The sequence below is a fragment of the Microvirga arvi genome (genome assembly GCF_016892765.1).
GTDB lineage: Bacteria > Pseudomonadota > Alphaproteobacteria > Rhizobiales > Beijerinckiaceae > Microvirga > Microvirga arvi.
The window spans coordinates 40,433-62,811 of record NZ_JAFEMD010000007.1 but is presented as its reverse complement, the minus strand read 5'-3'; the positions used below and the strand labels follow the sequence as shown (position 1 = coordinate 62,811).

Below are 22,379 nucleotides of genomic sequence, written 5' to 3'. Positions count from 1 at the left end.
GGAAGGGTTGTCTCGCGCTTCCCTAACGCCAGATGGGCTCGGCGATCAGCTGCTTCTTGACGGGAGACCCGCCGCTGATGAGGTGGGCCACCGAGGAGCGCTCCGGGTCGCCCTCGAAGCGGGTGCGCACCCAGACCGCCAGGAATTTCAGGTATTCGGTGAAGACCACCCGCGCCACGGACGGCTTATGCCACCAGTCGTGCGGATCGATGGTCGCCGCAACCGGGTAGGGGATCTTCTGGAGGTTCGGCAGGGCGTGCTCGAGCTCCACCAGGGTGCGGGGCATGTGGTAGTTCGAGGTCACCACGATGATGGCGTCGAAATTGTTCTGCTCGGCCCAGCGCCGAGTCTCGATGGCATTGCCGATGGTGTTGCGGGCTCGGTAGTCGAGGTCCACGCAGCAATCGAACAGGCGCCGCTGACCGGGATTGAGCTTGGCGATCTGGTCCCGACTGGTGTTCTCGTTGACCCCCGAGATCAGGAGTCGCTTGGCATAGCCCTTAGCCAGAAGGTCGATGGCATCGCCGATGCGCTGGGCGCCGCCTGTCATGGCGACGATCCCGTCGGCACGGGTCTCCGGGGGCTGCTCGAAACGGTCGAGGCTGTAGACGAAGCCCAGGAAGCCCAGGAACCCGACGATTGCCGCGAGGGTCACGGTCCAGAAGCCGAGGCCGAGCACGCGTCTCGTCCATGACCGCCGCGCGGAGACTTCAGGCGATTCCTGCATCGTCCAGCCCCAGCCGACGGCTTCCGTGTGGTCCATGGCGCTCGGCGCACCCCAGCTCTGCGTTTGCGAGGTCATCCTGGACGAGGATAATGGAGATTGCGGCAATGGAGAGGCAACCCGCTTTTTCCTATTAACCCTCACCATCAACCATTTTCGTTAAGAAAGCGTCTTACGGTCAGGCGCGACACGATGCCTGTCGTGAGGGCCACGAACAGGGCGATGAGAATGACGACCGCATAGCCGCTCCAGCTGATCGTGAAGGCCCCGAACAGGGCCTCGATCTGATCGCCCGTCGGGCTTGCCCGCAAGGATCGGGTTACAAATCCCAAGGCCAGGGTCAGGATCAGGGCCGCACCGGCTCCGATGGCGGCGCCGCGAAGCCCTAAGCGGAAGAAGCGGCGCTGGAACTCCCGGGCGATGAAGTCGTCGTTCGCGCCCACGAAATGGAGCACGTCCACCACCTCCCGGTTGCTCGCCATGGCGCCGCGGGTGGCGAAGATGACGGCGAGCGCCGCCGCGATCAACACTAGGGTCACCAGGAACACGCCGACGCCGATGATGGTGTTGGCCATGGTCGAGAGCCGCGACACCCAGAGGGCGTGATCGTCCAGCGTCGCGCCCGGCACATCGCGCTGCAGGGATTGCCGCAAGGGGTTGAAATCCGGCTTCGCGTCCTGCCTGATCTTGATCACGATCAGGCGCGGCACCGGCAGGTCGTTGAAGTCGAGCCCGGTTCCGAGCCAGGGCTCGAGCAGGCGCTCGGATTCTTCTTTGGAAAAGGCCTGGGCCTGCTCCACCCCCGGCGCCTGCCGGGCCAGCGCCACCGCGCGTTCCACGTCCTGGTCGATGGAGCGCTGGGCATTCGGGCGGATCTGGATGGTGACTTCGCGGGCGATCTCGGAACGCCACTGGGCGGAGCTGGCGGCCACGAGCTCCGCGCCGCCGGCGCAGAGAGCCGCCAGGAAGGTGAGGATCGCGATGACGGCGGCCAGCGCCTGGCCTCCGGCGGAATCCACCGGCACGAGAGGGGCATTCCGGCTCAGCGAAGCGGGCAGGGGGCGCTTCTGCCCGTCGGAGGCGGCGGCCTTCCTCAGGCGCGGTTGCGGGGGAGCGCTCATCCGGCTCACTCGTCGATATGCAGCTGGCCGTCGCCGAGCACGAGGCGGCGAACGTCGAGCTGATCCATGAGGCTGAAATCGTGGGTGGCGATGACCACGGAGGTTCCGAGCCGGTTGAGTTCGATGAAGAGGCGCAGCAGGCGGCGGGCGAGCGACGGGTCCACGTTGCCGGTGGGCTCGTCCGCCAGCAGCAGGTCGGGGCGAACGATCAGGGCGCGGGCAATCGCCGCGCGCTGCTTCTCGCCGCCCGAGAGCACCGGCGGCAGCATGTGCATGCGGTCGCCGAGGCCCACCCAGCGCAGGAGCTCGACCACTTCGGCCCGGTAGCTCGCCTCCTCCTTGCCCTGCGCCCGTAAGGGGAGGGCCACGTTTTCATAGGTCGTCAGGTGATCGAGCAGGCGGAAATCCTGGAAGACCACGCCCATGCGGCGGCGAAGCCCTGTGAGCTCGTCCTTCGAGATCCGGGAGACGTCCTCACCGAAGAGGGAGATCAGGCCGCGGGTCGGCTTCACCGACATGAGGATGAGGCGCAGAAGCGTCGTCTTGCCGGCGCCGGACGGGCCGGTGAGGAACTGGAAGGAATTCGGCTCGATGGAGAAGGTCAGGTCGCGCAGGACCTCGGGCCCCATGCCGTAGCGCACGCCCACATTCTCGAAGTGCACGACCGGCGCCGTGCCTTCATCGTAGTGATAGTCCTCGTGATCGAAAGCTTTCACGCGTACTCGAGCCATCCTTGAGCGTTGCGGACCTAGAGCACCGGATGGGACCCAAAAGTGGGTCCCATCCGGTGCTCTCTCTTTGATGAGCGCATCGTTGATGCGGAAAACCGGATCCACTTTATCCGCACGATGCGCTTTGGCGGGAGAAGTCCGCGATTCGCTTCCTTATCGCCCCGTTATGGTTAGCAAGCCATAAACTTGCCGGTGGAGGACGGGAAGCGAGCCTCTCGCGGGACATTGCCGCAGGAGGGATCTCCCTCTCCCGTTTGGGAGAGGGCTGGGGTGAGGGAAGGCCAGTGCCGAATGAAGTGCGGTGGGTGCTGTGTAGATGTGGAGGAGGTGGCGCTTTGCTGGTGAAACTTCATACCCTCACCCCTGCCCCTCTCCCGCTCGGGAGAGGGGAGACAGGGCCCTCTCCTGGTTCAAAAACCCATCAACTTCGTTTGACATCCTCGGGCAGGCATGGTCGTGAAGGGGCGGCTTTGAGAGCCTCATATTTATTTTCTGGACGATCATGATGAGCAATGCCCACCGCCTCCGGGTTCTCTTCGACGAAGACATTATCGCCAAGCGCAACGAGACACTGGCTCAGGAGATCGCGGCCGCCAAGCCTGAGAACCTGCTCGTCGTCGCCATCCTCAAGGGCAGCTTCATGTTCGCGGCGGACCTGATCCGCGCCCTGCACCGGGTCGGGCTGAGCCCCCAGGTCGAGTTCGTGCACCTGTCGAGCTATCTGGACGGGACCGTCTCGACGGGCAACGTCACCATCTTGCGCGACATCGAAAGCGACGTGCGCGGGCGCGACGTGCTGCTCGTGGACGACATTCTCGAGTCGGGCCGCACCGTCACCTTCGCCAAGGACCTGCTCATGGCGCGCGGCGCCAAGAGCGTGAAGACGGCCGTGCTGCTGGAAAAGCCAGGCAAGCGCGCCGTGCAGATCCATCCGGATTACGTGGGCTTCACCTGCCCGGACGTGTTCGTGATCGGCTACGGCATGGACGTGGCCCATTCCTACCGTCAGCTGCCCTATGTCGGCGTCCTCGATCATCACGACAAGGACCCGGATCTGTTCGACGAGCCCGAGCAGGGGAAATCGCGCTGATCAGCCGTTGAGCCGCCAGATCGTTCCGTTGAGCAGGGTCGCATAGGCTACCCAGGCCAGATAGGGCACGAGCAGCAGGGCCGCAGGGCGGTCGAGCCGCCAGAAGGCGCGGATCGTGGCGAGGATCGCCGCGATCAGGGCCGCGATGACGATAAGACCGGCCATCGGGCTCCGCCCGCCGAAGAAGGCGAAGGACCACATCCCGTTCAAGACCAGCTGCACGAAGAAGGCAACGATGGCCGCCGCGCGGCCGGGCTGGGTCTCCGGCAGGGAGAGAATGCGCCAAAGCGCATAGGCCATCAGGGCGTAGAGCAGCGTCCAGGCGACCGGGAAGGCCCAGTTCGGCGGGGTGAAGGCAGGTTTCTCGAGGCCGGCATACCAGGTCGGGATGTTCGGCTGCGTGATCAGGCTCGCCGAAACCGCCACCGCGACCACCGGCAGAACGGCCACGAGAAAACGCGGCAGCGGCGGCATTGCATGGCTGCCCGGCGCAGTTTGGTCTGTATGCATCCCCGAAAAATCCCTTTAAGGACAGCGTGTCCGTTTCCAGTGACGCAACCTGTCACGTTCCCCGGAGGTTCCCTATGCCGTCATCGCGTTCTCCATGGTCGAAGCGCAGCCTGACCGCCCAGGCCATGGGCCATGTGGATCCGATCACCAAGGCGGTCGTGCCGCCGATCCATGTGGCGACCACCTATATCCGCGATGAGGATAACGCCTATTCCTCCGGCTTCGTCTATGGAAGGCCGGACAATGCCACGATCCGCGAGGCGGAAGAAGTGCTGGCCATGCTGGAGGAGGCCGAGGCCGGCGCGCTTCTGTTCTCGTCCGGCATGGCGGCCGCCACCGCCGTGTTCCAGGCTCTCGATCCGGGCGACCACATCGTCGCCTCCAAGGTCATGTACTGGGCCCTGCGCAGCTGGCTGATGACGGAGGCCGTCCGCTGGGGCCTCAAGGTCGATTTCGTGGAGACGGACAACCTCGACGCCCTGAGCGAGGCCGTGAAGCCAGGGCAGACGAAGCTCGTCTGGATCGAGACGCCCTCCAACCCGCTCTGGACCATCACCGACATCGCGGGCGCCGCCGAGATCGCGCATGCGGCCGGCGCGAGGCTGGCGGTCGATTCCACAACCGCCTCGCCGATCCACACCCGCCCGCTCAACCTCGGTGCCGACATCGTCATGCATGCGGCGACCAAGGTGCTGAACGGCCATTCCGACGTGGTGGCGGGTGCGCTGGCCGGTGCGAAGGCGGACGCGTTCTGGGCGCGGGTCGCCAATATCCGCAAGATGCAGGGTGCGATCCTCGGCCCCTTCGAGGCCTATCTCCTGATGCGCGGCATGCGCACGCTCCATGTCCGGACCGCCGCCCAGGCGAAAAGCGCGCTCGACCTCGCGCAGCGCTTCTCCGCCCACCCCAAGGTCGCCCGCGTGCTCTATCCCGGCCTGCCGCAGCATCCGGGCCACGACATCGCCGCCCGGCAGATGGAGAACGGCTTCGGCTACATGCTGTCCATCCAGGTCTCCGAGGGCGAGGCCGCCGCGATCCGCACGGCGGCGCGGGTCGGCCTGTGGAAGCGGGCGACGTCGCTCGGCGGCGTCGAGAGCCTGATCGAACACCGCGCCTCCATCGAGGGTCCGGGAACGCCCTGCCCGCCGGACCTCCTGCGCCTCTCCACCGGCATCGAGGATGTCGAGGACCTGTATCGCGATCTCGACGAGGCGCTGCGGGGCTGAGGCTCCTTTACCCCTCTCCCGGGCGGGAGAGGGGTAGGGGTGAGGGTGTGACGCATCACCAGCCTAGCACCGTTCTCTCCGTTTCAGGCCCAAACCTCAGCACCTCCTCTGGCAGCGGCCTGCCCTCACCCCAGCCCTCTCCCAAACGGGAGAGGGAATTCGCGTCGAAACTAATTGGCCGTCCCTTTGCCAGCTATATTGATCTTGTCACAAAACCTGTGCTTCTCTCCGCTACAGGCGAATTCTGTTTCGCAACACAACAAGACCAAGGGAAGACCATGACTCAATCCATCACCCGCCGCCGCGTCCTGCAGACCGGCGTGGCCGCCGCCGCTATTGCCGGCCTGCCGCAGACCAGCTGGGCCGCCGGCCCGGTCGTGAAGCTCCGCATCCTGGAGACCACCGACCTGCATGTGAACATCTTCCCTTACGACTATTACCGTGACGCGGCGGACGACACGGTGGGTCTCGCCCGCACGGCGACCCTGGTGAAGGGCGCTCGCGCCGAGGCCAAGAACTCCCTGCTCTTCGACAACGGCGACCTCATCCAGGGCTCGCCGCTGGGCGATTTCGTCGCCTACCGGCAGGGCATGAAGAAGGGCGACGTGCATCCCATGGTCGCCGCCATGAACGAGCTGAACTACGATTGTGGCACGCTGGGCAACCACGAGTTCAACTACGGCCTCGAGTTCCTGCAGAATTCGCTGGGCGCCGCGAAATTCCCGCTGGTCTGCGCCAACGTGATCAAGGCGAACGGCGAGACCCTGCAGAAGCCCTGGCTCGTCCTCGACCGCGAGTTCACCGACGAATCCGGCGCCAAGCAGGCGATCAAGATCGGCGTGATCGGCTTCGTGCCGCCACAGATCGTGCAGTGGGACAAGTCGCATCTCGACGGCAAGGCCACCACCATCGACATCGTCGATGCGGCGAACAAGCATGTGCCCGACCTGAAGAAGGCCGGCGCCGACATCGTCGTGGCGCTCTGCCATTCCGGCATTGCCGGCGGCGAGCGCAAGGGCGGCGAGGAGAACGCGGCTTTGCACCTCGCCAAGGTCGAGGGCATCGACGTGATCCTCACCGGCCACCAGCACTTCACGTTCCCCGGCGGCAAGGAGTTCAACAACATCCCCGGCGTCGACGTGCAGAAGGGCACGCTGCACGGCAAGCCCGCCGTCATGGCCGGCTTCTGGGGCAGCCATCTCGGCCTCATCGACCTGGAGCTCACCAAGGACGGCAATGCCTGGAAGGTCGCGAATTTCCGCACCGAGGCGCGCCCGATCTACGACCGCGTCGACCGTAAAGTTGTCGCGAAGGTGGATTCCGATGCGGCCGTGCTGGCGGCGGCGAAGGCAGGCCATGAGGCGACGCTGAAATACGTGCGCGAGCCCGTCGGCACCACGGCCGTTCCGATCCACTCCTACTACTCGCTCGTGGCGGACGATGCCTCCGTGAAGCTCGTGGCCGAGGCGCAGTCCTGGTACGTGGCCGATCAGCTGAAAGCCTCCGCCTTCAAGGACCTGCCGATCCTGTCGGCGGCAGCGCCCTTCAAGGCCGGCGGCCGCGGCGGTCCCAATTACTTCACGGAGATCAAGCCGGGTCCGCTCGCCATCAAGGACATGGCGGACATCTACATCTATCCGAACACGATCCGCGTGGTGAAGGTCACCGGCGCACAGGTGCGCGAGTGGCTCGAGCGCTCGGCCGGCATCTATAACCAGATCGACGTGGCCAAGGGCGGCGAGCAGGAGCTCATCAACCAAAAATTCCCGGCCTACAACTTCGACGTCATCGCCGGCGTGCAGTACAAGATCGATCCCACGCAGGCCTCGCGCTACGACGACAATGGCAAGGTCATGAATGCCGATGCCCATCGCATCAAGGACCTGACCTATAACGGCAAGCCCGTGACGGACGACCAGCAATTCCTCGTAGTGAGCAACAACTACCGCGCGGGCGGCGGCGGCAACTTCCCGGGCGCCGACGGCACCACCATCGTGTTCGAGGCGCCGGATCTCACCCGCGACGCCATCATGCGCTTCATCCTGGAGAAGAAGGAAGTCGCGCCGAAGGCCGACGGCTCCTGGTCGCTGGCGGTTCCCGCCGGCGTCACCATGACCTTCACCACCGGCCCGAACGCCGCCAACTACCAGCCGGCCGGCATCAAGGTCGAGAAGATGGGCGATGCGCCGGAAGGCTTCGTGAAGTACAAGATCGTGAGCTGATCGCTCTTCGACTAGAACGCGCAACGGCCGGGCATCAGCCCGGCCGTTTTCGTTCGGTGGGAAACGGCCCGCCTGAACCTGTCAGGCTTTCAACCGTTGGGTTCTCGATCCTCGTGACCGGAGAACGCCGTGGGACAGATCACCTTCGATGGCCTTGGCCCCTATGACCTGCCCAATGCGACCCATGCCGGTGCACAGAAGGACGGCGACGGATTCATGCTCTCGTTCCGCATGTGGAAATCGGAGAAGGAATGGACCCTGGTGCGCATCCATGTCGGCGACGAGGAGGCCGACAAGCTCGTGCGTCAGATCGGGGACGAGCGGGTGAGGTCCGACGGCTCGACGATCATCTGACCCCACTTACAAATGACGCATTGGCCCTGTATGGTCCCTCCATCAGCGATTCCCTAGTCGACCGCTGCCCTTTTGGGCGCATGCTGCGTCTCGAAGCTGTCCAGGCTTTGGAGCGTGAGTCATGCCCGTCGATCTCCCCCCTCAGAAGAAGCTAGCCCAGACCGTTCCGGCTTCATGGAACCTGGTCTTCGACCGCTCTCTGAACTGGCTCGCCGTTGTCGTCGGACTTGGTCTCTGCCTCTGGATCGTCACCTTGGGTATGTGAAACCGTTCGCCCGCAGTGCTCTAGGCAGAGCACATAAAGGGAACCACGCTCTTGGATCGGGACCCTGACCGCAAGCATCTCTGGCTCAGCCTCATCGGCATCGCCGCCATCGGCGCCTTCGGTCTTGTTCTGATGGCGATCCTGACCCCCTGAGCCGTCACGATGAAGGGTCAGGGCAGGGCGATCAGATCGGTCATGTGCTCGGGCTTCGGCTCCTTGCCGAGGCGGCGGCGCTTGGCCAGGATGATGGTCCCGTTGAGCTCTCCGCCGAACAGGAAGATGGCGCTGAGCGTATAGAGGAAGATCAGGGCCACCATGGCGGTGGCGAGGCCGCCATAGGTGGACGCGTAAGCCCCCGGATAGAACTCGAGATACCAGCTGAAGGCGAAGCCGCCGAGAAGCCAGAGGGCCAGCGTCACGCCCACCCCCGGCAGCACCGCGCGGAAGCTTCGCCGTCCCGAAGGAACGAGCTTGTAGGCAAGCAGCAGGCCTGCCACGATGACGATGCTCGCCACGCCGATCCGCAGGAAGGCGATCAGCCCGTCGAAGGGGTGCAAGGCCGGTACCCAGGACAGCACGATGCGCCAGAGAAGGGGGCCGAGCACCACAAGCAGGGCAAGCGCCAGCAGCATCAGGGCTCCGGCGATCACGAAGGCGATGGATTCGAGCCGCGTCAGCCACCAGGCGCGGGTCTCGCGCACGCCATAGGCGCGGTTGAGCCCGACCCGCAAACTCTCCACGCCGCTCGAAGCGAAATAGAGCGCCAGCACCAGGCCCAAGGTCACCACGTCGCTGCGCTTGACCGAGAGGATGTTGTGCACTTCGCCCGCAATGGGGCCAGCGATTTCGCGCGGCCAGGCCTCGAGAATGATGTCAGCCACCTCGTCGGCCAGCGTCCCGGTACCGAACAGGCTCGCCAGCGCGGTGACCAGGATGAGAAACGGGAACATCGAGGTCAGCACGGACAGCGCAATATGGCTCGCGATGGCCCAGGCATCGTGCAGAACGAAGCGGGTGGAGGCGATGGCGACGAGTTCGAGCCAGAGGCGAAAGCGGTTCAACAGCGGGGTCTCCAGGAGGCTGGAGATGGTGCGGCAGAGGTTAAGGACAAGGAAACGAACTCCGAGGCTGCTGGGTTGCGAAGCGTAAAATGAAAAGCACACCTTCCGTTATTCTTAAAAGGTTAGCTCTGCGAGTACCGCCGCCACACCTCTCCCCGGATCTCGGGTGTTCCCGAGATCCGCTTTGCTTGCGCAAGTCGGGAACACCCGACTTGCGATGGAGAGAGGTCGAGCGCAGCGAGGGTGAGGGGGAGAGCGCTCTCCTGAGAGACCTGCAACCCCTCGCCCGCGCCTCCGGCGCGACCTCTCCCTCAGGGAGAGGTGAAGTCGCTCCTCATCGCGCATCGACAAACACTGATGCTCGGGCCTACAAGGCCATTCCTCTTCCGGCTTCCACTCTGCGTCACCCCATGAATCCCTCCCTCTTCGCCCGCCTCGCGCCGCCGCTCTTCGTGCTCATCTGGGCGACGGGATTCATCGTGGCGCGCCTCGTGGCGCCCCATACCGAGCCGCTGACCTTTCTGTTCGTGCGCTATGTGCTCGCCACCCTGGTCCTGGCCGTCATCGTCACCATCGCGCGGGTCTCATGGCCGCGCCGGTGGAGCGACTGGCGCAACAGCATGATCGCCGGCGTTCTCCTGCACGGGTTCTATCTCGGCGCCGTGTTCTGGTCTGTGAAGCACGGGCTGCCCGCCGGCATCTCTGCCCTGGTGGCCGGCCTGCAGCCGCTGGCCACGGGTCTTCTCGCCGGACCTCTGCTGGGCGAGCGCGTTTCGCCACGGCGCTGGACCGGAATCGGCATCGGTTTTCTCGGAGCGGCGCTCGTGGTGGCGCCGAAGCTGGGGGAGGGCGGCGTGCCGCCGCTCGCGCTCGGAATCTGCGTGCTCGGGATGCTCTCCATCACCTTCGGGACGATTTGGCAGAAGCGCACCGGCAGCACGCTCGACATGCGGGTCAATGCGACGATTCAGTATATCGGGGCCGCCATCGTCACCCTGCCCCTGATGCTGCTGCTGGAAGAGGGGCACATGGACCTCACGCTTCCGTTGCTGGGCGGCCTCGCCTGGGCGGTGTTCGGCCTCTCCATCGGCGCGATTGGGCTGCTGCTCTTCCTGATCCGGCAGGGCGCGGTGGTGGGTGTCGCGGCGCTGCTCTATCTCGTGCCGCCGGTCGCGGCGCTCATGGCCTTCGCGTTTTTCGGCGAGACCCTGAGCCTGATCCAGCTCGCCGGCATGGCGCTGGCCGCCTTGGGCGTTGCCGTGGCGAGCCGGAACTGAAACGCACGAAGCCCCGAAGCTCGCGCTTCGGGGCTTCGTCAGAGACCGGATCTACTTAGAGATTTTCACGGAAACCGGATCGCTTGCGGGGAAACTTTCCTCCACGCCTTCGTCGAGCAGATCCTCCTGGTGCTTCCGGTTGTTCTCCGACTGCTTCTCGTCCTTGCGGCTATCCTTGTCCTTAGCGGCGCTCCGATCCTGCGGGGTGTCCTGTTCACGGCTCTTGTCCGTCATGACCTGTCTCCATTGTTGGATTGCAATGCCTGTTGTGAAGACAACGCATCGGGCCAAGCTTCGATCCGCTTTGAGCCCACAAACGAAAACGGCGCCCGAAGGCGCCGTTACTAAATTTAAGATCTTCTAGCGCGGCTGGCCCTGCTGCTGATTGACGAAGTAGTCGAAGGGCAGTTCGGCGATGCGGAACCAGGTAAGCTCCTTCTCGCGGAAGGCGTTCCAGGAATCGAACACCTTCTTGAACTTGGGGTTCGAGGCCGCGAGTTCGCCATAGAGCTTGTAGGCTTCCTTGTAGCTCTGCTCCATCACGTCGCGCGGGAAGGGACGCAGCTGCACGCCCTGGCCTACGAGGCGGCGGATTGCGTCGGCGTTCTGCGCATCGTATTTCGCGACGCACATCGCATTGGCCTCGGCGCAGGCCGCCTCCAAGATCGCCTTGTAATTCGCCGGCAGCTCGTTCCACTTGTTCATGTTCACGTAGAGCGAGGGCTGCGCGCCGCCTTCCCAGAAGCCGGGATAGTAGTAGTACTGGGCCACCTTCACGAAGCCGAGCTTCTCGTCGTCGTGCGGGCCGGAGAATTCCACCGCATCGAGGGTGCCGCGCTCGAGCGCCGGATAGATGTCGCCGGCAGCGAGCACCTGGGGCACCACGCCGAGCTTCTGCATGATCTGCCCGCCCATGCCGGCGATGCGCATCTTGAGGCCCTGCAGGTCCGCGATCGACTTGATCTCCTTGCGGAACCAGCCGCCCATCTGCGCGCCGGTCTGGCCGGCCGGGATCGGGTAGACGTTGTAGTCCTTCATGAACTCGCGCACGAGATCGAGACCGCCGCCGTAATACATCCAGGCATTGTGCTGGCGCACGTTCATGCCCCACGGCACAGAGGTCTCGAACATGAAGGTCGGGTCCTTGCCGATGAAGAAGCTCGACAGGGTGTAGGAGCACTCGATCGTACCGTTCTGCGTGGCGTCGAGGGTCTGGAGCGCGCCGACGATCTCGCCCGCGGCGAAGGGCTGGATCTGGAACTTGTTGTCGGTGGCAGCGGCTACACGCTTGGAGATCATCTCGCCTGCGCCGAAGAGGGTGTCGAGGCTCTTTGGATAGGCCGAGGCCATGCGCCAGCGGATTTCCGGCTGCGCCTGGGCGATGGCGGGGGAGGCAACAACGCCTGCGGCTGCCGCAAGGCCTGCGCCTTTGAGAACTTTTCTTCTGTCCATGAGCGTTTCCTCAACCGTTTATATCGTCACTGCCGGTTCGGCTGAACAATCCATAAAGCGGGAGGTACGGTGCTGTCACGTCACCTTCCGTAAAGACAGCTATGCAGCAGGGGCATTGATGTCATCCCGGAGCGCCTGTGGCGTCCGGGATGACGGGTACTATGGAGGTTAGCGTTCCTCCGAGCCGCCCTTCGACAGCGGCCGCTGCTGCTGCCCGCTTTGGGCGCGGGCGGAGCGCTTCGGCGGCTTCTGGTCGCCCGTGGAGGAGGTCGACTTTCCGCCGGACTGGCTGGCGGTCGGATGGCCACGAACCAGGGTGCCTTTTGTCACGTCCACCGCGGTGCCTGGCGCCGGCACCCGGGCGCGGGAGGCCGCACCGCCGCTCATGCCGGTGGGGCCGGACGTGCCCTCGGTCTGGGCGCCGCGCGGGGCAGGGCTCTTGGTGGCGGTCGTGTTCACGCCTTCGGCGATCTCCTCATTCGACATCTGGAAGCCGGCGTCGTCGTCTTCCTCCTCCGGCACCTCCTTGAAGGAGTGAAGGCCGGCCCTGGAGCCGCTCGTCACGCGGTTGTCGTCCACGTGATCGATATCGAGATCGGGATCGAGCTTCTTCGAGGCGCCCATGGCGCCGGTGGCTTTGGCGGCGGCACGCTTGGTGTTGCCGACGTCGTTGCGCTGGGTCGGCCCTGCGACGAAGTCATCGCCGGTCTCTTCCTGGGTGACCTCGTTCATCACCTCGTCCACGTCAGGCTCCGGAGGGCGGCCTCGCTTGTCTCGCGCCATGGGCTATTCCTCTTCCTGGGTTCTGGGGCAGGCGGAGTGGCCTGCCGGTCTTCAATGGAACGTGCTGTCGTGGAAGGGTGTTCCGGCCTTGCGACGGTGAAATGCAGGGCCGGACGATCATTGCGACGCATCATCTTACAGCGAACTGGCATCCCCCTTCGCCGGACGATGCTTTACCGTCCAAGATCCTTCTGGATGTCCTGCAGCATCGCGAGATGTTCCTGGATCTGGTTGCGGGCGAGCTTGGCCACGCTCGTGGTCTCGCGGTTGCCGGAACCCTGCTGCAGATAGGTTTCCTGCAGCTTCAGCAGTTCCTGATGGCCCTGGATCTGCAGCGCGACATAATCCTTGTCGAATGCGGCGCCGGCTTGCGCCTTCGACAGGCGCTCCATGGACTGCGAGTCCTTCGCCGGCAGCTCGGGCGCCGTGGAGGCGGCCGCTTGCGCCCCCTGCGTAGTGGAGGCGGTGGCGTTCGGATCGGCGAAGGAATGCATGATCTCGGTCAAAAGGTTCTGCTCGCCGATCTCGAACTCCGCGAATTGTTTGACCCGCGGGTTCTGGGCCTTGCTCAAGGCAAAGTTCGATTGCTGCAGGGAGACGGTGCCGAGCGCCAGCGCCTGCTGGATGTACTGCCGGTCGGCCTGCGATTGCTGCTGGCCCATGGCGGCAGGCGCGCTGCTGGCCTGGCCCTGGCGGGCGGGAGTCTGCGTATCCTGCGGCGCCCCACCCTGCTGCGTGCGCTGCTGGCGCTCCTGCGCATTCTGGCCGAGCGCCGGATTGGTCTGGCCTTCGGCGGGCTGCGGCGTGACGGAAAAGGGGATGGCCTGATTCTGCTGCACCTGCTGGGCGAAGGCGGGAACGGCAGCGGCGGCCATGAGGCCGGCGATCACGAGACGGCGTGACGACATGAGTGGCTCCTGCAAACGGGATTGTGAGAGCGAACGTTTGCGGGAGGGTTTGGTTCGGAGAACGGGCGCCTCCCGCTTGCCCTATCCCGCTTTCGTAAGCCCCAGGCCGGTTACGATCATCAGGGCCGCCGCCCATCGGGCAACGCCGAAACGTTCCTTCAGGGCCACCATGGCAATCAGCGCGGCGAACAGGACCGAGGTCTCGCGCACGGCGCCGACCAGTCCGATCGGCGCTTTCGTCATGGCCCAGAGGGCCGTTCCATAGGAGACGTTGGCCACGGCTCCAACGGCGATGCTCTTGCCCCACAGGGAGGCCGGCGTGCTGAACAAGGCCTCTCTCTGGAAGGCCATCATCACCAGCACCATGAGCGCCCCCGTGAGCGCCATCATCGACAGCACGTATGCGCTGGAATGGCCCGACAGGCGCGCGCCCACACCGTCGACAAGCGTGTAGCTGACCACGATGCCGGCCGTCAGGGCTGCAATCGTCAGGCTTCGGGCATTCAATCCGCCGCGGCGGATGGCATCGATGCCGAGACCAAGGATCCCGCCGCACAACACACCGATTCCCGCCCACGTCATGGGCGTGAGCGCTTCCCCTAGGAGGAGCATCGCAAGAAGCGTGGTGAACAGCGGCGCGCTGCCCCGCACGAGAGGGTAGATGGCGGAGTAGTCGGCGTAGCGGTAGGCGAGGCCGATCAGAACGAAATACGCCACATGGATCAGCGCCGATCCCACTACATGAAGGGAGCTGGCCGCGTCAGGCAGGCCTGAGACGAGCAGCGCCGGAACCGCGGCGACAGCCGACCCGACGGCGATCCGGTTGGCCTGAACCAGAGGATCGCCCTTGCCGGCTTTGGCAATGGCGTTCCAGCTCGCATGCAGGAACGCGGCGACGAGAATGATGGCGAAGACGTCGAGGGACATGGTCGGCCGGGTGGTGAGAGGCGGGCGCCCGGCGAATGCTATTGCATGGCTGCCATGGGGGAAAGGTGAAATGCCGCTCCGGCCTCTGATCCCTCCCCGGTGATCAGCACCAATCCTTGTCGGAGGTGATTTGCATCTCCTCGGCGGCGCGCTTGATGTCGGCAAGATCCACCGGATCGCTGAACGGATCCTCGTCGAGTTCCGTCACCCGGTTCAGGCGCTTCTGCCAGAGCCGCAGCTCGTCGATATAGGGCTGGAACGGCACCCGCTTCAGGCGCCCGTTCTCCTCCACCAGATCGCAGAGCCCATTGTGCAGCCATTCGCCGTTGTGCCAGTCGGGCATGTCGACGGCGGGGAAGAGGCACACGCCGTGCAGGTCGATACCCTTGCGCACGGCGGCGAGCGATTCCTCGACGATGTCGCACAGCCAGTCGGGGCGTCCTTCGCGCAGGCCGCTCGTCTCGCCGACGACCATCGGGCGGCGGTAGCGTTCCCAGGCGAAGGTGAGCAGGTCGCCCAGGGGGCGGATGCGCTCGTCATGCGGCTCCAGCGAGGCGTGCGGTCCGTTCTCGCGATATTCCATCTGGCCGAACGAGTAGCAGTTGACGCCGACGATATCGAGCACCTCCGGCGAGCCGCCAAGCTCCGGGTGCCGCCGTCCGGCGATCACGTCCCAGGCGTAGAAGGTGTCCTCATAGGTCTCGCGGTCCGCCTCATCCTTGAGGTCGGGCCGGTCGCGCGGGGCGACCACGAGGATCAGCGGATCGATGTGCACCATGCGCGCTTGCGGGTCGACCGCGCGAATGGCGTTCACCGCTGCAATGTCGGCTCGGCACAGGGCCAGCCGCAGGTTCTGCCGCAGCTCGTCGGTCTTGCCGAAGGGCGCGGTCCAGCCCCATTCGCCGCCCATGAAGGCGAAGAAGGTGATCTCATTGATCGGCGTGAAGAAATGCGGCCCGCGAATCCGCGGCGTCACGTATTCCGCCGCCGCCCTGGCATAGGCCGCGAAGCGCTCGGCGAAGTCCGGGGCGAAAGGATCGACGTCGTCGGGATAGCCGTAATGGCACAGGTCCCAGATCGGCAGGATCTGGTGGCGGTTCATGGCGACGATGAACGGATCGAGGCCCGAGAAATCGTAAGTGCCGCCCTTGTCCACGAAGGGCCAGGGAATGCCCTGGCGCGCCACCGCGATGCCGAGCGAGCGCAGGAAGGCGTAATCCTCGTCCACATGCTCGCGGTGCTGCGTCTCGGCCACGAGGTCCCGGCGTCCCCGATCCTTCCAGATGAAGGTGGAGCACTCAAACCCGGACAGGAAGAACGTTGGAAAGATGCCTGCCTGAACGGCGGGCCGTTTCGCGCTTCCCGGCAATGACGGCTCATGCAAGGCGGCATCCTCCTTGGGCCAAGGTGAGAGGGGAGGGCTTGTCTTTCGCCAGAGAAGCTCAACCATCCATCAGCAGGGACAAGCGGATGCTGCGCCCGAGGTTCCTCGAACCGGCTTCGGCAAGGTGCGGTGAACTTCGCTCAAGCGTGTCCGTTGTGAGAGGGGCTGATTGGGAGCGGGAGGTACAATGCAGGACCGGACGACGCGAATCATCATGCTGGTCGTGGCGGTGCTGCTCGCGATCCTCGTGCTGCAGCCTTACGTGAACACCTATCTCACGTCCGCGCGTGAGCCGCGGCCCGTCGCGGCGCGGGGCGATCTGGCGGAATTCGAGCGCACGACGATCCAGGTCTTCGAGACCGTGGCGCCCTCCGTCGTCCAGGTGGTGAGCCTGTCGGGTCGAGGCCGCACGACGGAAGCGGAACAGGCCGGATCCGGCACGGGCTTCGTCTGGGACGCAGCGGGCCATGTGGTGACGAACGAGCACGTGGTGGAGAACGGAGCCTCCTTCGTCGTCCGCTTGGCCTCGGGAGAGGTGCTGCCGGCCGAGGTGGTGGGGCGCGCGCCGAACTACGATCTCGCGGTCCTGCGTCTCCAGCGGCAAAGCGGCCTGCCGGCGCCCCTCAACGTGGGAAGCTCGGCCGATCTGAAGGTGGGCCAAGCAGCCTTCGCCATCGGCAACCCGTTCGGTCTCGACCAGTCGCTCACCAGCGGGATCATCAGCGCGCTCAAGCGCCGCCTGCCGACCAGCGGCGGGCGTGAGATCGCCGACGTGATCCAGACCGATGCCGCCATCAATCCCGGCAATTCCGGCGGGCCGCTGCTCGATTCCGCCGGTCGCCTGATCGGCGTCAACACGGCGATCTATTCGCCCTCCGGCACGAGCGCGGGCATCGGCTTCGCCATTCCGGTCGACGTGGTCAACCGGGTGGTGCCGGAGCTCATCCGCACCGGCCGGGTGCCCACGCCCGGCATCGGCATTCTCGCCGGCGACGAGACGCTCACGGCCCAGCTTGGTGTGACGGGCGTGATCGTGGCAGGAATCGTGCCGGACTCGCCGGCGGAGCGGGCCGGCCTGCGCGGCGTGGACACCAGGGCCGGCATCATCGGCGATGTGATCGTGGGCGTCGATGACGCGCCCGTGCGGCGCCTTTCGGACCTGACGGACAGGCTCGAGCGCGTCGGCGTCGGGAACACGGTCAAGCTCGCGATCAGGCGGAACAATCGCTCGGAAACCGTCGAGGTTACGGTCGTGGACGTGGGCGAGCAGGGAACACGCACCCGCCGGCCTTGAAGCGTTGCAGGAAACTCATTTCTGTTACTTCGCAACCTTCACGCTCACAGACCGTTAGCCCCCGAACCTTCATGCGACGGAGGAGTGAATGAAGCAGACCAATGACGGCGACAACAACATCCTCGTGCAAAGCGCCAATGTCGATCTAGGCGACAATTTCCCGGACTACGCGAAGACGAACATCCGCCAGGTGGCGAGCAAGTATTTCGGGCACCTCAGCCTGGCATCGGTTCATGTCACGCGGGAGGGCATCACCTATCGGTGCACGGTCAACATGCAGATGGGCGCGCTCAAGATGATGAGCGGGGAGGCCAAGGACAAGGACCTCTACACCGCCTTCCGGGCTGCGCTGCAGAAGACGGCGAAGCAGCTTCGCCGCTCCAAGCGCGAGCTGCGGGAGGACAAGGCGGAGCGCACCGACAAGGACATGCTCCTGCGCGAGGGCAACGCGCCCCTTCGCTCCGAGCGCCAGAGCGAGGGTGTGCCCTTCGCCAATGACGAGGACGATTTCCGCGCCGCTGCGGAGTGATCGGAGATAGCATCATCCTCCCAGTCATGGCCGGACTTGTTCCGGCCATCCACGTTTTCAGCGACGGTAAAGGCGTGGATCCCCGGGACAAGCCCGGGGATGACGAAAGAGAATGAAAAAAGGCCGGGCAAACGCCCGGCCATTCTCGTTTCGAAGCAGAGAGAGCTTTAGTTCAACCGCACGCCCTGCGGCGGGCGCTCAGTGCCGCTGACCGTGACGTCGCCGATCATCAGGCCCATGGGGCCCGCGTGCACGGGCACGGTTTCGCCGTCCTTGATCTCGCCGGCGAGAATCAGCTCCGCCAGCGGATCCTGCACGTGCTTCTGGATCACGCGCTTCAACGGACGCGCGCCGTAAGCCGGGTCATAGCCCTTGTCGGCGAGCCAGGCTCTTGCATCCCCGTCGAGCTCGAGGGTGATCTTGCGATCCTCCAGCAGCTTCTGCAGGCGGCCGAGCTGGATGTCGACGATGGCGCCCATCTCGGACCGCTGCAGCCGGTGGAACAGGATGATCTCGTCCACGCGGTTGAGGAATTCGGGCCGGAAATGCGCGCGCACCACGCCCATGACCTCGTCGCGAACCTCGTCCGTATCATGGCCTTCACCCTGGTTCACCAGGTACTCGGCGCCCAGGTTCGAGGTCATGATGATGAGGGTGTTGCGGAAGTCCACGGTGCGCCCTTGCCCGTCCGTGAGGCGTCCGTCGTCGAGCACCTGCAGCAGGACGTTGAACACGTCCGGATGCGCCTTCTCGATCTCGTCGAACAAAACCACCTGATAGGGCCTGCGGCGGACGGCCTCGGTGAGCGCGCCGCCCTCCTCGTAGCCCACATAGCCGGGAGGCGCGCCGATGAGCCGGGCCACCGAGTGCTTCTCCATGTATTCCGACATATCGAGGCGCACGAGCGCGGTCTCGTCGTCGAACAGGAAGGCAGCGAGCGCCTTGGTCAGCTCCGTCTTGCCGACGCCCGTGGGGCCGAGGAACATGAACGAGCCGATGGGCCGGTTCGGATCCTGCAGGCCGGCGCGGGCGCGCCGCACGGCGGTGGAAACCGCTGCCACCGCCTCGCTCTGGCCGACGACGCGCTTGGCAATCGCCTGCTCCATTTGCAGCAGCTTCTCACGCTCGCCCTCCAGCATCTTGTCGACGGGCACGCCGGTCCAGCGCGAGACGACGCCGGCCACGTGGTCGGGCGTCACCGCCTCTTCCATCAGACCGCCGCCATCGGCCCTGGCCTCGACCTCGGAGAGCTCCTTCTCGAGCCCTGGGATGACGCCGTAGGAGAGCTCGCCGGCCTTGGCCCAATCGCCCGCGCGCTGCGCGGAGGCGAGTTGGTTGCGGGCCTCCTCGAGCTTCTTCTTCAGGTCGGCCGCGGTGCCGAGCTTGTCCTTCTCCGCCTTCCAGCGCGCCGTGATGGCGGCCGACTGCTCCTCAAGCTCCGCCAGCTCCTTGGTGAGGCGCTCGAGGCGGTCCCTGGAGGCGGAATCCGTCTCCTTCTTCAGGGCCTCCTGCTCGATCTTCAGGCGCACGATCTCGCGGTCGATGTTGTCGAGCTCCTCGGGCTTCGAATCGACCTGCATGCGCAGGCGCGAGGAGGCCTCGTCGACGAGGTCGATGGCCTTGTCCGGCAGGAAGCGGTCGGTGATGTAGCGGTTCGACAGCGTCGCTGCAGCCACCAGCGCCGAGTCGGTGATGCGCACCCCGTGATGCTGCTCGTACTTTTCCTTGAGACCGCGCAGGATCGACACGGTGTCCTCCACCGTGGGCTCGCTCACGAAGACCGGCTGGAATCTGCGGGCCAAAGCCGCGTCCTTCTCCACGTGCTTGCGGTACTCGTCGAGGGTGGTCGCGCCGACGCAGTGCAGCTCCCCGCGGGCGAGCGCAGGCTTAAGCAAGTTCGACGCATCCATCGCGCCGTCGGCCTTGCCGGCGCCGACCAGCGTGTGCATCTCGTCGATGAACAGGATGATGCCGCCCTCGGCCGACGTCACTTCGCTGAGTACGCTTTTCAGGCGCTCCTCGAACTCGCCGCGATATTTCGCGCCGGCGATCAGCGCGCCCATGTCGAGGGCCAGCAGCTGCTTGTCCTTGAGCGATTCCGGCACGTCGCCGTTGACGATGCGCAAAGCGAGGCCTTCGACGATGGCGGTCTTGCCGACGCCGGGCTCGCCGATGAGAACCGGGTTGTTCTTGGTGCGCCGCGAGAGCACCTGAATCGTGCGGCGGATCTCCTCGTCGCGGCCGATCACCGGATCGAGCTTGCCGTCGCGGGCCGCCTCGGTGAGGTCGCGGGCATATTTTTTGAGCGCGTCATAGGCGTTCTCCGCCGTCGCGTTGTCGGCGGTGCGGCCCTTGCGCAGGGTATTGATGGCGGTGTTCAGCCCCTGGGCGGTCACGCCGGCCTGGGCGAGAATGCGGCCGGCCTCCGAGTCCTTCTCGACGGCCAGCGCCAGCAGCATCCGCTCGACGGTGACGTAGGAATCGCCCGCCTTCTCGGCGGCCTTCTCGGCGGTGTCGAAGAAGCGCATCAGGTCGCGGGTGGCCTGGGGCTGCGCGGCGGAGCCCGAAACCTTCGGCTGCTTGGCGAGCCATTGCTCGACCGCCGCATGAGCGTCGCGGGAGCGGCCGCCGGCCTGGTCGATGAGACCGGCGCAGAGGCCTTCCGGATCGTCCAGCAGGACTTTGAGGACATGGCCCGGCGACAGCTGCGGATGGCCTTCCCGCATGGCCAGATTCTGCGCAGCCTGAACGAAACCCCGGGCACGTTCGGTGTATTTTTCGAAATTCATCAATCATCCCTCCTCAGGTCCACCCGCCCTCCTGGAGGCACAGACAGACCCTGCGATGTCGGACCCTCTCCGGAGGCGTCCGCTGGCGTTAAGGTGGTGTGTCTAATTGGACACAACAAGAGGGGGAACCCACTTCCTGTCCTGGCATTGACCCCCCGACAGTTTGAGGAGGTTCCCATGACACGCGACCCGCGCTCGGAAGCCGAAAAAGCCCGCGCCGACCTCGCCCGCAATGCGGAAATGGGTTTGGGCGTGCCGCAAAGCCCGATCGAGCAGCAGCCCTCGGTGACGCCGGAGACCTTCGGCGACACCACCGAAAACGGCCGTGTGCGCTCGAACCTGGACGATACCCCCGAACGCATCGCGGAAAGCCGCGACATCGGCGATTCCACCGGCACCATCGCGACCTCCCGCGACATCCCCGTGTCGCGCCAGAACGTCAAAGCCCCGCCAACCCATCGCAGCGACGAAGAGGACGGCGTCCTCTCCCGCGCCAAGGAGTAACAAGAAATGGCTCTTTCCGATCTTCTTGCCCGCCTGAACCCGAAGAAACGCAAGGCCGAACAGGCTGAAAAGGCCCGCCAGGAGCTGGTGGCCAATGCCGAGAAGGCCCTGCGCATGAAGCAGGAGGCCGGTCCTCAAACCAATATCCCCGAGCACCAGACCGCCCATGAGGGCATGCACCAGGATCCTCATCAGGTGGAGATTGATGCCTCCCGCGGCCGCGAAGCCGGCTTCACCCCTCAGCTGAAGCGCTCCAAGGTGGCCCGTTCGGGAGATGCCTCGTAGGCCCGGGGTCGTTTAGCTGAAAGCAACGGAGCCCTGCCTTGCGGCAGGGCTTTTTCTCATGCGCCAAGGCTTCTCTGCATGGTCGCCGAAGCGAGCTTCAGGGCGCATATCGACGGTGCCGGCAGCGCCGTTCAGCCTCGCTCATAGGTGTTCGGCAGGAGCTGCTGGAACTTCTGCCTGATGATCCCGTAGCATTCGCAGGCGGTTTCCTCGAGACTCCGGCGATCCGTGACCGTGATGACGCCTCTGCCCTGGCGGATCAGGCCCTTGTCCTGAAGAGCGCGGGCGACGTCGCTGACCGTCGAGCGCTGAACCCCGAGCATCTCCGCCAGGAACTCGTGGGTGAGCGGCAGATCGGGCTGGCCTGCTCTGTCGTGGCTCATGAGGATCCATCGGCAGCAACGGGCTTCCACCCCGTGGACGGCGTTGCAGGCCACGGTTTGAAGGGTCTGTGCCAACAGCGCCTCGCTGAAGAGCAGGACCAGGCGCTGGATGTTCGGCCGAGCCGCCATGGCCTCGTGCATCTTACCGAGCTCGATGCGGGACGCCGTGCCACTCATCTGCACGATGTAGCGCCCGAACGATCGGCGGGTCACGAATGCGCTCACCAGGCCGAACAACCCCTCACAGCCGAAGGTGGCCATCTCGACAGTCTTGCCGTCATGCATGACCGTGACGAGGGACACCATCGCATCGTGAGGAAAATAGGTATGCGCGATGGTCTCGCCCGTCTCGTAGAGCGTCTCGCCTCGCTTGAGGTCGATGGTGGTCAGATGTGGCTCCAGAAAGGCAAAATCATCCGGCGTCAGGGTCGCGAGAAGCCGGTTGTCCCGGTGCTGCGGAGTTTTTCGAACCTGTGCCATGGCAGAGGCTCCGATTCAGCCGGAATAAGCCCCAAATCATCTAACGCGCCAGAGGGGCGGTATGGTCCACGGATGAGTGA

23 protein-coding genes are annotated in these 22,379 nt (G+C 65.1%); 10 read left to right on the top strand and 13 right to left on the bottom strand.

The genetic code is table 11. From position 1 onward, the window contains the following. Positions 1-22: 22 nt before the first annotated feature. The 3 genes from ILT44_RS06270 to ILT44_RS06260 form a co-directional block, all read right to left on the bottom strand. Complete coding sequence (locus tag ILT44_RS06270) at positions 23-763, bottom strand: YdcF family protein (protein WP_204238715.1); 741 nt, start codon at positions 761-763, stop codon at positions 23-25. Positions 764-870: 107 nt separating this feature from the next. Further along, positions 871-1,845 (bottom strand): cell division protein FtsX, encoded by a 975-nt coding sequence (locus ILT44_RS06265; RefSeq protein WP_204238714.1) that lies wholly within the window; start codon positions 1,843-1,845, stop codon positions 871-873. A gap of 5 nt (positions 1,846-1,850) precedes the next feature. Then, complete coding sequence (locus ILT44_RS06260) at positions 1,851-2,474, bottom strand: cell division ATP-binding protein FtsE (protein WP_239467956.1); 624 nt, start codon at positions 2,472-2,474, stop codon at positions 1,851-1,853. Between the two features lie 607 nt (positions 2,475-3,081). On the opposite strand from ILT44_RS06260, the gene hpt reads away from it, so the two are divergent. Beyond that, a complete protein-coding gene (hpt, locus tag ILT44_RS06255) occupies positions 3,082-3,666 on the top strand; it encodes a hypoxanthine phosphoribosyltransferase (RefSeq protein ID WP_204238712.1) in 585 nt (194 codons plus the stop codon). Here hpt and ILT44_RS06250 read toward each other — a convergent pair whose 3' ends face one another. Beyond that, the gene (locus ILT44_RS06250) at positions 3,667-4,176 is read right to left on the bottom strand and encodes a TspO/MBR family protein (protein ID WP_204238711.1); all 510 of its coding nucleotides are present in this window, start codon (positions 4,174-4,176) and stop codon (positions 3,667-3,669) included. 74 nt (positions 4,177-4,250) lie between these two features. On the opposite strand from ILT44_RS06250, the gene ILT44_RS06245 reads away from it, so the two are divergent. The 4 genes from ILT44_RS06245 to ILT44_RS06230 all read left to right on the top strand — a co-directional run bounded on the left by ILT44_RS06245 (position 4,251) and on the right by ILT44_RS06230 (position 8,243). Continuing rightward, positions 4,251-5,402, top strand: coding sequence for a trans-sulfuration enzyme family protein (locus ILT44_RS06245; RefSeq protein WP_204238710.1), 1,152 nt, complete (start codon positions 4,251-4,253; stop codon positions 5,400-5,402). Between the two features lie 278 nt (positions 5,403-5,680). Beyond that, a complete protein-coding gene (locus tag ILT44_RS06240; RefSeq protein ID WP_204238709.1) occupies positions 5,681-7,624 on the top strand; it encodes a bifunctional 2',3'-cyclic-nucleotide 2'-phosphodiesterase/3'-nucleotidase in 1,944 nt (647 codons plus the stop codon). A 129-nt stretch (positions 7,625-7,753) separates the two neighbouring features. Continuing rightward, positions 7,754-7,978, top strand: a complete 225-nt coding sequence (locus ILT44_RS06235; RefSeq protein WP_204238708.1) for a hypothetical protein — start codon at positions 7,754-7,756, stop codon at positions 7,976-7,978. Between the two features lie 121 nt (positions 7,979-8,099). Then, positions 8,100-8,243, top strand: a complete 144-nt coding sequence (locus ILT44_RS06230) for a hypothetical protein (RefSeq protein ID WP_204238707.1) — start codon at positions 8,100-8,102, stop codon at positions 8,241-8,243. A gap of 170 nt (positions 8,244-8,413) precedes the next feature. On the opposite strand, the gene ILT44_RS06225 is transcribed toward ILT44_RS06230, so the two are convergent. Then, positions 8,414-9,304 (bottom strand): YihY/virulence factor BrkB family protein, encoded by an 891-nt coding sequence (locus ILT44_RS06225; protein WP_204238706.1) that lies wholly within the window; start codon positions 9,302-9,304, stop codon positions 8,414-8,416. A gap of 410 nt (positions 9,305-9,714) precedes the next feature. Between ILT44_RS06225 and ILT44_RS06220 the strand changes: the two genes are divergently transcribed. Continuing rightward, positions 9,715-10,581 carry a DMT family transporter gene (locus tag ILT44_RS06220; protein WP_204238705.1) on the top strand — a complete coding sequence of 289 codons (867 nt, stop codon included), beginning with the start codon at positions 9,715-9,717 and terminating at the stop codon, positions 10,579-10,581. Between the two features lie 51 nt (positions 10,582-10,632). On the opposite strand, the gene ILT44_RS06215 is transcribed toward ILT44_RS06220, so the two are convergent. From ILT44_RS06215 to ILT44_RS06190, 6 genes are all read right to left on the bottom strand, one after another. Next, on the bottom strand, positions 10,633-10,815 hold the full coding sequence (locus tag ILT44_RS06215; RefSeq protein WP_204238704.1) for a hypothetical protein: 183 nt from the start codon (positions 10,813-10,815) through the stop codon (positions 10,633-10,635). A gap of 126 nt (positions 10,816-10,941) precedes the next feature. Continuing rightward, complete coding sequence (locus tag ILT44_RS06210) at positions 10,942-12,033, bottom strand: TRAP transporter substrate-binding protein (RefSeq protein WP_204238703.1); 1,092 nt, start codon at positions 12,031-12,033, stop codon at positions 10,942-10,944. Between the two features lie 168 nt (positions 12,034-12,201). Next, positions 12,202-12,816: a hypothetical protein gene (locus ILT44_RS06205; RefSeq protein WP_204238702.1), complete on the bottom strand. Its 615-nt coding sequence runs from the start codon at positions 12,814-12,816 to the stop codon at positions 12,202-12,204. A 173-nt stretch (positions 12,817-12,989) separates the two neighbouring features. Then, positions 12,990-13,724 (bottom strand): DUF4142 domain-containing protein, encoded by a 735-nt coding sequence (locus tag ILT44_RS06200; protein ID WP_204238701.1) that lies wholly within the window; start codon positions 13,722-13,724, stop codon positions 12,990-12,992. 81 nt (positions 13,725-13,805) lie between these two features. Further along, positions 13,806-14,651, bottom strand: a complete 846-nt coding sequence (locus tag ILT44_RS06195) for an EamA family transporter (protein WP_204238700.1) — start codon at positions 14,649-14,651, stop codon at positions 13,806-13,808. Between the two features lie 103 nt (positions 14,652-14,754). Then, the gene (locus tag ILT44_RS06190) at positions 14,755-16,035 is read right to left on the bottom strand and encodes a glycoside hydrolase family 1 protein (RefSeq protein ID WP_204238699.1); all 1,281 of its coding nucleotides are present in this window, start codon (positions 16,033-16,035) and stop codon (positions 14,755-14,757) included. 187 nt (positions 16,036-16,222) lie between these two features. Between ILT44_RS06190 and ILT44_RS06185 the strand changes: the two genes are divergently transcribed. Both ILT44_RS06185 and hpf read left to right on the top strand, forming a co-directional pair. Next, positions 16,223-17,329 carry a S1C family serine protease gene (locus ILT44_RS06185; RefSeq protein WP_204238698.1) on the top strand — a complete coding sequence of 369 codons (1,107 nt, stop codon included), beginning with the start codon at positions 16,223-16,225 and terminating at the stop codon, positions 17,327-17,329. Positions 17,330-17,417: 88 nt separating this feature from the next. Next, the gene (hpf, locus tag ILT44_RS06180) at positions 17,418-17,858 is read left to right on the top strand and encodes a ribosome hibernation-promoting factor, HPF/YfiA family (protein WP_204238697.1); all 441 of its coding nucleotides are present in this window, start codon (positions 17,418-17,420) and stop codon (positions 17,856-17,858) included. A 167-nt stretch (positions 17,859-18,025) separates the two neighbouring features. Here hpf and clpB read toward each other — a convergent pair whose 3' ends face one another. Further along, on the bottom strand, positions 18,026-20,647 hold the full coding sequence (gene clpB, locus ILT44_RS06175) for an ATP-dependent chaperone ClpB (RefSeq protein ID WP_204238696.1): 2,622 nt from the start codon (positions 20,645-20,647) through the stop codon (positions 18,026-18,028). A gap of 177 nt (positions 20,648-20,824) precedes the next feature. Between clpB and ILT44_RS06170 the strand changes: the two genes are divergently transcribed. Continuing rightward, positions 20,825-21,151: a hypothetical protein gene (locus ILT44_RS06170; protein WP_204238695.1), complete on the top strand. Its 327-nt coding sequence runs from the start codon at positions 20,825-20,827 to the stop codon at positions 21,149-21,151. A gap of 6 nt (positions 21,152-21,157) precedes the next feature. After that, positions 21,158-21,436: a hypothetical protein gene (locus tag ILT44_RS06165; RefSeq protein WP_204238694.1), complete on the top strand. Its 279-nt coding sequence runs from the start codon at positions 21,158-21,160 to the stop codon at positions 21,434-21,436. A 131-nt stretch (positions 21,437-21,567) separates the two neighbouring features. Here ILT44_RS06165 and ILT44_RS06160 read toward each other — a convergent pair whose 3' ends face one another. Beyond that, positions 21,568-22,299, bottom strand: a complete 732-nt coding sequence (locus ILT44_RS06160) for a Crp/Fnr family transcriptional regulator (protein ID WP_204238693.1) — start codon at positions 22,297-22,299, stop codon at positions 21,568-21,570. Positions 22,300-22,379 lie beyond the last annotated feature (80 nt).